The 11504-nt window shown below is 68.5% G+C and carries 9 protein-coding genes; all 9 read right to left on the bottom strand.

Annotation, left to right across the window (positions count from 1 at the left end):
* Positions 1–432: 432 nt before the first annotated feature.
* The 9 genes from pssA to AB0D31_RS31125 all read right to left on the bottom strand — a co-directional run bounded on the left by pssA (position 433) and on the right by AB0D31_RS31125 (position 11345).
* The gene (gene pssA / locus AB0D31_RS31165; RefSeq protein ID WP_362729330.1) at positions 433–1284 is read right to left on the bottom strand and encodes a CDP-diacylglycerol--serine O-phosphatidyltransferase; all 852 of its coding nucleotides are present in this window, start codon (positions 1282–1284) and stop codon (positions 433–435) included.
* Entirely contained in the window at positions 1271–1927 is a 657-nt protein-coding gene (locus AB0D31_RS31160; protein ID WP_362729328.1) for a phosphatidylserine decarboxylase, read from the bottom strand. Before AB0D31_RS31160 ends, pssA begins: the two co-directional genes overlap by 14 nt.
* 173 nt (positions 1928–2100) lie before the next feature.
* Positions 2101–3306 (bottom strand): acyl-CoA dehydrogenase family protein, encoded by a 1206-nt coding sequence (locus tag AB0D31_RS31155; protein ID WP_362729326.1) that lies wholly within the window; start codon positions 3304–3306, stop codon positions 2101–2103.
* Between the two features lie 2 nt (positions 3307–3308).
* The gene (locus AB0D31_RS31150) at positions 3309–3872 is read right to left on the bottom strand and encodes a MaoC family dehydratase (protein WP_362729337.1); all 564 of its coding nucleotides are present in this window, start codon (positions 3870–3872) and stop codon (positions 3309–3311) included.
* A gap of 5 nt (positions 3873–3877) precedes the next feature.
* Positions 3878–4852 carry a CoA ester lyase gene (locus AB0D31_RS31145; protein WP_267057265.1) on the bottom strand — a complete coding sequence of 325 codons (975 nt, stop codon included), beginning with the start codon at positions 4850–4852 and terminating at the stop codon, positions 3878–3880.
* Positions 4849–6894 (bottom strand): protein meaA, encoded by a 2046-nt coding sequence (locus AB0D31_RS31140; RefSeq protein ID WP_362729335.1) that lies wholly within the window; start codon positions 6892–6894, stop codon positions 4849–4851. Before AB0D31_RS31140 ends, AB0D31_RS31145 begins: the two co-directional genes overlap by 4 nt.
* A complete protein-coding gene (gene ccrA / locus AB0D31_RS31135; protein ID WP_362729324.1) occupies positions 6891–8228 on the bottom strand; it encodes a crotonyl-CoA carboxylase/reductase in 1338 nt (445 codons plus the stop codon). Before ccrA ends, AB0D31_RS31140 begins: the two co-directional genes overlap by 4 nt.
* Before the next feature lie 440 nt (positions 8229–8668).
* Positions 8669–9490: a TetR family transcriptional regulator gene (locus tag AB0D31_RS31130; RefSeq protein WP_362729323.1), complete on the bottom strand. Its 822-nt coding sequence runs from the start codon at positions 9488–9490 to the stop codon at positions 8669–8671.
* A 73-nt stretch (positions 9491–9563) separates the two neighbouring features.
* Positions 9564–11345, bottom strand: a complete 1782-nt coding sequence (locus tag AB0D31_RS31125) for a 3-hydroxybutyryl-CoA dehydrogenase (protein WP_362729321.1) — start codon at positions 11343–11345, stop codon at positions 9564–9566.
* Between the last annotated feature and the right edge of the window lie 159 nt (positions 11346–11504).

The raw sequence follows: 11504 nt of genomic DNA, 5'->3' as shown, positions 1-11504 counted from the left end.
CCCCTCGAACCCCGGCGGGGGCTCCGCCCCCTGCACCCCCGTTCGCGCCTGAAGGGCGCCCGCCCTCAAACTCCCCCAAGGCCATAGGGGCCAGGGGGACCCCCATGACGGGCTGAGGTTGCCCCTCCTGCCCCCGCGCCGCACAGCTCAGAGCATCCCGCCTGAGGATGCCCACGCCGCCCGGCACTGGATACCCAGGGGCGCGGGGAACTGCGCGAGACGCGACCACGACCGACGGACAAAGGCGGGTTCAGGGGCGCGGGGAACTGCGCGAGCAACCACCCACGGTCCGCACCCGACCGAGATCCCCAGCGCCGCCGAAGGCACGGGCACCGCAGCAGTGGCACCGCAGGCGGCACCCCCGAAGGGCATGCAAAAGGGGCCCCGGGTTCATCAACCCGGGGCCCCTTTTCAGTCCAGCGCCGTGAGGAATTACGGCTGTGCCGCCCGCGCCTCGCGGCGGTTGTCGCGGAACGTGTTCACCCGGCGGGCCGTCGCGAAGAGGGGGATCGTGGCGGCCAGGACGATCTGCAGGGCGCAGCCGGTCTGGAGCAGCATCTGACCGCCCGGCGCGTCGAACGCCCACGCCGCCAGCAGACCCATCGCACCGATGATCCAGCTGAGCATCGCCACCGCGAGGATCCCCCGCGGCTTCGGGTACTCGACCCGGCTCACCATCAGCCAGGCGACCCCTATGACGGCGAGCAGCGTCGGGACGAACGGAAGCTCCAGGAGCACGATCGAGACGACGGTGAGGGCGCCGAAGGGGCTCGGCATGCCCTGGAACATGCCGTCCTTCATCGTCACGCACGAGAAGCGCGCCAGTCTCAGCACCACGGCGAGCAGCACCGTGATCGCCGCCACCGCCGCCACCCGCTGGTGGGCGTCGTCCGCGACCATGCCGTACACGAGCACGAAGTAGGCCGGGGCGAGCCCGAAGCTGATGAGGTCCGAGAGGTTGTCCAGCTCGGCGCCCATCGGGGAGCTGCGCAGCTTGCGTGCGACCAGACCGTCACAGAGGTCGAAGATCGCGGCGAGCAGCATCAGGATCACGGCGGTCGCGGCGGAGTGCCGCGCCATGCCGGTCTCCTGGCTGCCGGAGAGGTGCGGGATAAGGATGCCCGTGGTGGTGAAATACACCGCCATGAACCCGCACGTGGCGTTACCGAGGGTGAGGGTGTCCGCTATCGACAGGCGCAGCGACAGCGGCATCTCCTCGACGTCGTCCTCGGACTCCGCCTCGGGGACCCAGCCGGCCTGCGTCTCGGGATCAATCACGGTCAATTCGAGTCACCCCCGCCGTGGTCGCCTGCCCGACCTCGACCGCGACCTCGACACCCTCGGGGAGGTAGATGTCGACCCGCGAGCCGAAGCGGATGAGGCCGATGCGCTCGCCCTGCTCCACCTTGGTGCCCTGGGGGACGTACGGCACGATGCGGCGCGCGACGGCGCCGGCGATCTGGATCATCTCGATGTCACCGAGTTCGGTGTCGAAGTGCCAGACGACGCGCTCGTTGTTCTCGCTCTCCTTGTTGAACGCCGGAACGTAGCCACCGGGGATGTGCTCCACCGAGGTCACCGTGCCCGCGACGGGCGCGCGGTTGACGTGGACGTTCAACGGGCTCATGAAGATCGCGACGCGGGTACGCCCGTCCTTCCACGGCATGATGCTCTGCACCACACCGTCGGCGGGGGAGATGACCCGCCCCTGCGTGATCTCACGCTCGGGGTCGCGGAAGAACCACAGCATGCCCGCCGCGAGCGCGGTGGTGGGCACGGCCACGATCGCGGCGCCCTTGGAACGGCGTGAGCGGGCGAGGCTGAGGGCTGCGGTGGCGACGGTCGGCAGAAGCCACGGCGATGCTCCGCGAGCAAGGCGTCCCTTGAGGAAGCCGTCGCGTGGTGCAGAGGTTTGGCTGTGGGGCATGGATGACCTTCGTAGCGGATGATGCCGCGCTGGCAACGGGGGACGGCGGCAGGTTTACCGGCGATGGTATCGGTTGCGAGCCGCAACTGGGCAAGCCAGAAGCCGAGTCGGCGGCCGGAAGGCGATGACAGGGTGTGATGTTCTTCGCGGCCATACCGACTCAAAAGCGACAATCAACCCTGGAACCGGTACTCCTCAAGAAGTCGGCGCCCAATGATCATTTTCTGGATCTCGGCGGTACCTTCACCGATGAGCAGCATCGGCGCCTCGCGGTACAGGCGCTCGATCTCGTACTCCTTGGAGAAGCCGTAACCGCCGTGAATGCGGAACGCGTCTTCCACCACCTCCTTGCAGTACTCGGAGGCGAGGTACTTCGCCATCCCTGCTTCGAGGTCGTTTCGTTCCCCGGAGTCCTTTTTGCGTGCTGCGTTGACCATCATCGCATGGGCGGCTTCGACCTTGGTAGCCATCTCGGCCAGCTTGAACTGAATCGCCTGGTGCTCGGCGATCGGCTTTCCGAAAGTGTGCCTTTGCTGGGCATAGGAGACACCCAACTCAAATGCACGCTGCGCGACTCCGCAGCCACGGGCCGCGACGTTGACCCGCCCGACCTCCACGCCGTCCATCATTTGGTAAAACCCTCGGCCGGTGACCCCACCGAGGACCCGATTGGCCGGAATGCGCAGCCCGTCCATGATGAGTTCGGTCGTGTCGACGCCCTTGTAACCCATCTTGTCGATCTTGCCGGGGATGGTGAGCCCCGGCCGGACCTCGCCGAAGCCGGGCTCCTTCTCCACCAGGAAGGTCGTCATCGACTTGTGGGGCGCGGTCCCCTCGGGGTGTCCTTCGTCACTCCGGCACAGAACGGCCACCAAGGACGACGTACCGCCGTTGGTCAGCCACATCTTCTGGCCGTTGAGGACGTACTCCTCGCCGTCCCTGACACCCTTGGACGTGATCGCCGACACATCCGAGCCCAGCGCCGGCTCCGACATGGAAAACGCGCCGCGCACCTCGCCGAGCGCCATCCGCGGCAGGAAGGTGTCCTTCTGCTCCTGGGTGCCGTGCTGCTTGAGCATGTACGCCACGATGAAGTGCGTGTTGATGATGCCGGACACCGACATCCAGCCACGCGCTATCTCCTCCACGCACAGCGCGTAGGTGAGCAGCGACTCCCCGAGACCGCCGTACTCCTCAGGGATCATCAGGCCGAACAGGCCCAACTCCTTGAGCCCCTCGACGATCTGCGTCGGGTACTCGTCCTTGTGCTCCAGCTGGGTCGCGACCGGAATGATCTCCTTGTCGACGAAGTCCCGTACGGTGGACAGGATTTCCTGCTGGACGTCGGTCAGACCGGCGGTCTGCGCGAGACGGGCCATGGCTACTTCTCCGACTTCTCGGCGGTCTTCGTGGCGGCGGTCTTGGGAGCGGTCTTCTTGGCGGGCTCGATCAGCTCCGGCCGGCCGGGCTGCTCGCCGCCGCGCTCCTTGATGTACGTCTCGGTCGGCACCATCACCTTGCGGCGGAAGACGCAGACCAGCGTGCCGTCCTGCTTGTAGCCCTTGGTCTCGACGTACACGATGCCGCGGTCGTTCTTCGACTTCGACGGGGTCTTGTCGAGCACCGTCGTCTCGCCGTAGAGCGTGTCGCCGTGGAAGGTCGGCGCCACGTGCTTGAGCGACTCGATCTCCAGGTTGGCGATCGCCTTGCCCGAGACGTCCGGCACGCTCATGCCGAGCAACAGCGAGTAGATGTAGTTGCCCACCACGACGTTCTTGCCGAAGTCGGTCGTCTTCTCCGCATAGTTGGTGTCCATGTGGAGCGGGTGGTGGTTCATGGTGAGCAGACAGAAGAGGTGGTCGTCGTACTCGGTGACCGTCTTTCCGGGCCAGTGCTTGTAGACGGCGCCGACTTCGAACTCTTCATAGGTACGGCCGAACTGCATGACGCTCACGCCTCCGGGGCTTCGAACTTCGTGGTGCGCTTCATGCCGGCGGCCCGGCCCTTGCCCGAGATGACCAGGGCCATCTTGCGGCTGGCCTCGTCGATCATCTCGTCGCCGAGCATCGCGGAGCCCTTCTTGCCACCGGCCTCGGAGGTGCACCACTCGTAGGCGTCGAGGATCATCTCGGCGTGGTCGAAGTCCTCCTGCGACGGCGAGAAGATCTCGTTGGACGCCTCGACCTGACCCGGGTGCAGCACCCACTTGCCGTCGAAGCCGAGCGCCGCGGCGCGCTTGGCCACCTCGCGGTAGCCGTCCACGTTGCGGATCTGGAGGTAGGGGCCGTCGATCGCCTGGAGGTCGTTGGCGCGCGCCGCCATGAGGATCTTCATCAGGATGTAGTGGTACGCGTCCGCGCCGTAACCCGGCGGCTGCTCGCCCACGACCAGGGACTTCATATTGATGGAGGCCATGAAGTCGGCCGGGCCGAAGATGATCGTCTCGGTACGGGGCGAGGCCTCGGCGATCGCGTTGACGTTGTTGAGGCCGCGCGCGTTCTCGATCTGCGCCTCGATGCCGATCTTGCCGACCTCGAAGCCCATCGTCTTCTCGATCTGGGTCAGGAGAAGGTCGAGCGCCACGACCTGGTCGGCGCTCTGCACCTTCGGCAGCATGATGCAGTCGAGGTTCTGGCCCGCCCCCTCGACCACGGTCACGACATCGCGGTACGTCCACTCGGTCGTCCAGTCGTTGACGCGCACCACCCGCGTCTTGCCCGTCCAGTCGCCCTCGTTGAGGAACTTGACGATGGTGTGCCGCGCCTCGGGCTTGGCCAGCGGCGCGCAGGCGTCCTCCAGGTCGAGGAAGACCTGGTCGGCCGGGAGGCCCTGGGCCTTCTCCAGGAAGCGGGGGTTCGACCCGGGGACCGCGAGGCACGAGCGGCGCGGACGGAGCCGGTTGACGGGGGAGACGGGGGTGCTCATGCGGGGACCTCCAACGGGTCGAGCTTGTTCGCTTTCCGGATCTCGTCGACGATACGGCCGATGATCTCCGTGATACCGAAGTCCTTAGGGGTGAAAACGGCGGCCACACCCGCCGTGCGCAGCTCCTCGGCGTCCGCGGGCGGAATGATCCCGCCGGCGATCACCGGGATGTCGCCCGCGCCCGCCTCGCGCAGACGCACCAGGACGTCCGGGACGAGTTCGGCGTGCGAGCCGGACAGAATGGACAGGCCGACACAGTGCACGTCCTCGGCGAGGGCGGCGCTCACGATCTGCTCCGGGGTGAGCCGGATGCCCTGATAGACCACCTCGAAGCCGGCGTCCCGCGCACGCACCGCGATCTGCTCGGCTCCGTTGGAGTGCCCGTCCAGGCCCGGCTTGCCGACCAGGAGACGCAGCCGCCCCGAGCCCAGGTCCGACGCGGTCCGCGCCACCTTCTCGCGGACCACGGCCAGCGGCGTGCCCGCATCGGCGGTCACCGCGACCGGCGCCGACGACACACCCGTGGGCGCCCGGAACTCGCCGAACACCTCCCGCAGCGCCTCGGACCACTCGCCGGTGGTGACCCCCGAGCGCACACACTCCAGGGTCGCCGCCATGAGGTTTCCGGTGCCCTGCGCGGCCTCCTGCAGCTTCTCCAGCGCCTTGCAGGGGCGCGGGTGGTTGAAGGGCGGCTGGTAGCGGGTGTCACGCCAGTTCTTCAGCGAGGCCACGACACGGGCCTCGACGGCCGGGTCGACCGTCATGATCGCCCCGTCCAGGTCCGCGGTGAGCGGGCTCGGCTCGGTCGCCTCGTAGCAGTTGACGCCGACGATCTTCTCCTCGCCGCCCTCGATACGGGCCCGCCGCTCGGCGTGCGAGGAGACGAGCTGCGACTTGAGGTAGCCCGACTCGACGGCCGCGAGCGCGCCGCCCATCTCCTGAATCCGGTCGATCTCGGCCAGGCACTCCTGAACCAGCGAGTCCACCTTGGCCTCGATGACGTGCGAGCCCTCGAAGATGTCCTCGTACTCCAGCAGGTCGCTCTCGTGTGCGAGGACCTGCTGGATACGCAGCGACCACTGCTGGTCCCAGGGGCGCGGAAGCCCCAACGCCTCGTTCCAGGCGGGGAGTTGGACCGCCCGGGCGCGGGCGTCCTTGGAGAGCGTCACGGCCAGCATTTCGAGCACGATCCGCTGGACGTTGTTCTCGGGCTGCGCCTCGGTCAGGCCCAGGGAGTTGACCTGGACGCCGTAGCGGAAACGCCGCTGCTTGGCGTCCTCGATCCCGTACCGCTCCCGCGTGATCCTGTCCCAGATGCGGCCGAAGGCGCGCATCTTGCACATCTCCTCGATGAAGCGGACACCCGCGTTCACGAAGAAGGAGATGCGGGCCACCACATCGCCCTTGCGGTCCTCGGGGATCTGGCCCGACGCGAACACCGAGTCCAGGACGGCGATCGCGGTGGACATCGCGTACGCGATCTCCTGGACCGGGGTGGCGCCCGCCTCCTGCAGGTGGTAGCTGCAGATGTTGATCGGGTTCCACTTGGGGATGTTGTTCACGGTGTAACAGATCATGTCTGTCGTCAGCCGCAGTGAAGGCCCCGGCGGGAAGACGTGCGTCCCGCGCGAGAGGTACTCCTTCACGATGTCGTTCTGGGTGGTGCCCTGGAGCTGGGTGATGTCCGCGCCCTGCTCCTCGGCGACCACCTGGTACATGGCGAGCAGCCACATCGCGGTGGCGTTGATCGTCATCGAGGTGTTCATCTGCTCCAGGGGGATGTCCTGGAACAGGCGCCGCATGTCACCGAGATGGGAGACCGGGACCCCGACCCGGCCCACCTCGCCGCGGGCGAGGATGTGGTCGGGGTCGTATCCGGTCTGCGTCGGAAGGTCGAACGCGACCGACAGACCCGTCTGCCCCTTGGCCAGGTTGTTGCGGTAGAGCTCGTTGGACGCCTCGGCGGTCGAGTGACCGGCGTACGTCCGCATGAGCCACGGCCGATCCTTCTGACGCTCTGTCATGAGTGGTCCCCGGCTCAGACGTTGCGGAAGCGGTTGATGGCGTCCAGGTGCTTCTCGCGCAGTTCCGGGTCGCTGACGCCGAGGCCCTCGCGGGGAGAGAGGGCGAGCACGCCGACCTTGCCCTGGTGCAGGTTGCGGTGCACGTCGTAGGCGGCCTGCCCGGTGTCCTCCAGGGAGTACACCTTGGACAGGGTCGGGTGGATCTTGCCCTTGGCGATGAGGCGGTTGGCCTCCCACGCCTCCCGGTAGTTGGCGAAGTGCGAGCCGATGATGCGCTTCAGGGACATCCACAGGTAGCGGTTGTCGTACTCGTGCATGTAGCCCGAGGTGGAGGCGCAGGTGGTGATGGTGCCGCCCTTGCGCGTGACGTAGACGCTCGCGCCGAAGGTCTCACGCCCGGGGTGCTCGAAGACGATGTCGATGTCCTCGCCGCCGGTGAACTCGCGGATGCGCTTGCCGAAGCGCTTCCACTCCTTGGGGTCCTGGGTGTGCTCGTCCTTCCAGAACTTGTAGCCCTCGGCGTTGCGGTCGATGACCGCCTCCGCGCCCATGGCCCGGCAGATGTCGGCCTTCTCGGGGCTGGAGACGACACAGATCGGGTTGGCGCCGCCGGCCAGCGCGAACTGCGTGGCGTACGAGCCGAGCCCACCGCTCGCGCCCCAGATCAGGACGTTGTCGCCCTGCTTCATGCCGGCGCCGTTGCGGGAGACCAGCTGGCGGTACGCGGTCGAGTTGACCAGACCGGGCGCCGCCGCCTCCTCCCAGCTCAAGTGCCGGGGCTTGGGCATGAGTTGGTTGGACTTGACGAGCGCGATCTCGGCGAGCCCGCCGAAGTTGGTCTCGAAGCCCCAGATGCGCTGCTCGGGGTCGAGCATCGTGTCGTTGTGGCCGTCGGAGCTCTCCAGCTCGACCGACAGACAGTGCGCGACGACCTCGTCGCCCGGCTGCCAGGCGTTGACGCCGGGCCCGGTGCGCAGCACGACGCCCGCGAGGTCGGAGCCGATGACGTGGTACGGCAGGTCGTGGCGCTTGGTGAGCTCGCTGAGCCTGCCGTAACGCTCCAGGAAGCTGAAGGTCGACACCGGCTCGAAGATCGAGGTCCAGACCGAGTTGTAGTTGACCGAGGAGGCCATGACGGCCACCAGGGCCTCGCCCGGGCCGAGTTCGGGGATCGGCACCTCGTCCAGGTGGATCGACTTGCGGGGGTCCTTGTCGCGGGTGGTGAGCCCGGCGAACATCTCCGCCTCGTCCTTGTGCACGGTGATCGCGCGGTACGAGTCGGGCAGCGGCAGAGCGGCGAAGTCGGCGGAGGTGGACTCCGGCGACTGGATCGCGTCCAGGATTTCCTTCACGGTGTTGCCTCCGGCGAAGCGCCCGATGGGGGCGTTGAGGGTCTTCGGGGGTTGGTGCTGTGGAGGTGTGCCGTCGGTTCGGCGGTGGTGGTTCAAGAACGGCTGCGCCTGGTGGGCGCGGGAGGTTGCCTGTGACGCAGGCGCCCGGGTGCACTCGCCGGGACGGCGGGTGTGGGACACGGCCGGCGTACGAGGATGCTCCGTGCGCCGACCGCCCGGACACCCTCAACGTATGGCACCCAGTGCCAGGCCGCAAGACACGGCGTGCCAAGAGTTTCTCTCATATGCGGATTGACCCGCGCAGCTGAGCGATGATCGATCGTTGCAGGTCAGTGGCGTCGTCCCGGTGTCGTCCCGCCGCGGGCGCGGAGTGGCGCCGCACATGCCGGTGGCCGTACCCCTCGCGCAGGGATACGGCCACCGATGGCACTGCGTGCCGCCTACTTCGTCTTGAGCGCCTGCTTGATGGTCTGCATGATCTCGTCGAGCGGCGCGTCCGTACGGGCCACCGCAACCAGCACCTCGTCGCCGGCCGAGACGGTGGCGGCCGGCTTCGGCTTGCCGGTGCGGCCCGCCCCTATGCCGGAGCCGAAGGTCTCCCGCACGATCGCGAAGGCGTGATCCAGCTGGCTCTCCACATCGCCCTGCCCGCCGGCCCGCAGCCAGCGGCGCAGCACGTGGTTGTGGGCGGTGACGACAGCGGAGGCCGCCACCTCCGCGAGCAGGGGGTCGTCGTTGCCCGGCTGGTGGTCGTGCTCGTCGAAGTGGCCGAGCAGATAGCGGGTGAAGAGGCGCTCGTAGCGGGCGACCGAGGCGATCTCGGCCTCGCGCAGCGTCGGCACCTCACGGGTCAGCTTGTAGCGGGCCACGGACACCGTGGGGGAGCCCGCGTACATCTTCATGACCTCTTTGATGCCCCGGCACACGGTGTCGAGAGGGTGCTCGTGCGGGGGCGCGGCGTTCAGGACCGCCTCGGCGCGCACCAGGGTGTCGTCGTGGTCGGGGAAGATCGCCTCTTCCTTGGAGCGGAAGTGGCGGAAGAAGGTCCGCCGCGCCACCCCGGCCCGGGCCGCGATCTCGTCGACGGTGGTGGCTTCGTACCCCTTCGCGGAGAACAGGTCCATCGCCGCGGTCGCCAGCTCACGGCGCATCTTGAGTCGCTGGGCGGCCGCCCTGCTGCCTGCGGCGCTCTCCGGGGCGTCGGGCACGGCGTTCGTACGGGTGGACCTGACTGGCTGGGGCATGGACCGAACGTACTGCATGGATGCGGCAGGTCGCGTCCACGGGGGCGAGCTGTCCGGAGGCTGCAACAGCCCGCCCCACCCCGCGTCCGGCTCAGCGCCGGGCATACTCGCGGAATCCACGGCCCGTCTTGCGGCCCAGGCAGCCGGCCGCCACGAGGTGTTCGAGCAGCGGCGCCGGGGCAAGACCCGGGTCGCGGAACTCGGCGTGCAGCACCTTCTCGATGGCGAGCGAGACGTCGAGGCCCACCACGTCGAGCAGTTCGAACGGCCCCATCGGGTAGCCGCCGCCCAGCTTCATCGCGGCGTCGATGTCGTCCAGGGTCGCGTAGTGCTCCTGCACCATCTTGATCGCGTTGTTGAGGTACGGGAAGAGCAGCGCGTTGACGATGAACCCGGCGCGGTCGCCGCAGTCCACCGGGTGCTTGCGGATCTTCGCGGTGACCTCGCGGACGGTGGCGTGCACCTCGTCCGACGTGAGGACGGTACGGACCACCTCGACCAGCTTCATCGCGGGCGCCGGGTTGAAGAAGTGCATCCCGATGACGTCCTGCGGGCGCGAGGTGGCGCGGGCGCAGGCGACGACGGGCAGCGAGGAGGTGGTGGTGGCGAGCACCGCGCCCGGCTTGCAGATCTTGTCGAGCGTCGCGAAGAGCTGCTGCTTGACCTCCAGGTCCTCGGCGACCGCCTCGACGGCGAGGTCGACGTCGGAGAAGGCTTCCAGGGCGCCCGCGGCGGTGATGCGGCGCAGGGTCTCCTCGCGGGCCTCCGCGGTGAGGCGGCCCTTCTCGACCGAGCGCGCGAGCGACTTGCCGATCCGGGACTTGGCGGTCTCCGCCTTCTCCAGGCTGCGGGCCGCGAGCACGACGTCGTATCCGGCCTTGGCGAAGACCTCCGCGATGCCGGACGCCATCGTGCCCGAGCCGGCCACGCCGACCGAGCGGATCTCCCGGCCGCGCCCGGCGCCCGCGATGGTGTCCGGGGTCTGGGCGTCGGCCACCACGACCGAGCTGCCCTCACCCTCGTACGTGTAGAAGCCGCGGCCCTTCTTCCGGCCGGTCAGGCCGGCCTCGGTGAGCTGGCCGAGGATCGGGGCGGGCGCGTGCAGCCGGTCCTGGGAGGAGGTGTACATGGCCTCCAGGACGGTGCGCGCGGTGTCGATGCCGATCAGGTCGAGCAGTTCGAGCGGGCCCATCGGAAGGCCGCAGCCCAGCTTCATCGCGGCGTCGATGTCCTCGCGCGAGGCGTACTTCGACTCGTACATCGCGGCGGCCTGGTTCAGGTAGCCGAAGAGCAGCCCGTCGGCGACGAAGCCCGGGCGGTCGCCGACCGCGACGGGCTCCTTGCCGAGATCCAGGGCGAGCGAGGTGACCGCGTCGACGGCCGGGGGAGCGGTGAGCACGGACGAGACGACCTCGACGAGCTTCATCGCGGGCGCCGGGTTGAAGAAGTGCAGGCCGAGCACGCGCTCGGGGTGCGCGGAGTCGGCGGCGAGTCGGGTCACCGACAGCGCGTTGGTGCCGGTCGCCAGGATGGCGGTGGGCGCGACGATGGAGTCGAGGGCGTGGAAGACCTGATGCTTCAGCTCGTAGGACTCGGGCACGACCTCGATGACGAGCTCGGCCTCGGCGGCGGCCTGGAGGTCGGTGAAGGTACGGAACCGGGCGAGGATGTCGCCCCGCTCCTGCGGGGTGATCCGCTCGCGGGACACCGCGCGGGCCGTGGAGGCTTCGAGGGCGGCCACGGCCTGGCGGCCGGCGCGCTCGCTGATGTCGATGCCGATGACCTCGCGCCCGGCGCGGGCCAGGACCTCGGCGATGCCGGTGCCCATCGTGCCGAGACCGACCACGGCGACAGTGTTCAGGGGGATGTCCATCACGGGACTCCAGGGATGAGTGACGACTGAGAGAGGGCGCACGCGTCCGGCATCAGGGAGCGCTCGAATACGCCAACGGGCCAACGGCCAACGGGCGCACGGCGTGCGGGAGTTGTGTCGTGGTACGAGGCGTGGTGCTCGTAGCACGAGTCATGGTGC

The organism is Streptomyces sp. NPDC048361 (assembly GCF_040651795.1).
Classification (GTDB): domain Bacteria; phylum Actinomycetota; class Actinomycetes; order Streptomycetales; family Streptomycetaceae; genus Streptomyces.
This window is presented reverse-complemented; position numbering and strand designations above follow the sequence as displayed.

Excerpts from the sequence above, each read along its gene's own strand:
- AB0D31_RS31160 (WP_362729328.1), bottom strand. The coding sequence starts at position 1,927 with ATGCCCCACAGCCAAACCTCTGCACCACGCGACGGCTTCCTCAAGGGA.
- AB0D31_RS31155 (WP_362729326.1), bottom strand. The coding sequence starts at position 3,306 with ATGGCCCGTCTCGCGCAGACCGCCGGTCTGACCGACGTCCAGCAGGAA.
- AB0D31_RS31150 (WP_362729337.1), bottom strand. The coding sequence starts at position 3,872 with ATGCAGTTCGGCCGTACCTATGAAGAGTTCGAAGTCGGCGCCGTCTAC.
- AB0D31_RS31145 (WP_267057265.1), bottom strand. The coding sequence starts at position 4,852 with ATGAGCACCCCCGTCTCCCCCGTCAACCGGCTCCGTCCGCGCCGCTCG.
- AB0D31_RS31130 (WP_362729323.1), bottom strand. The coding sequence starts at position 9,490 with ATGCAGTACGTTCGGTCCATGCCCCAGCCAGTCAGGTCCACCCGTACG.
- AB0D31_RS31125 (WP_362729321.1), bottom strand. The coding sequence starts at position 11,345 with ATGGACATCCCCCTGAACACTGTCGCCGTGGTCGGTCTCGGCACGATG.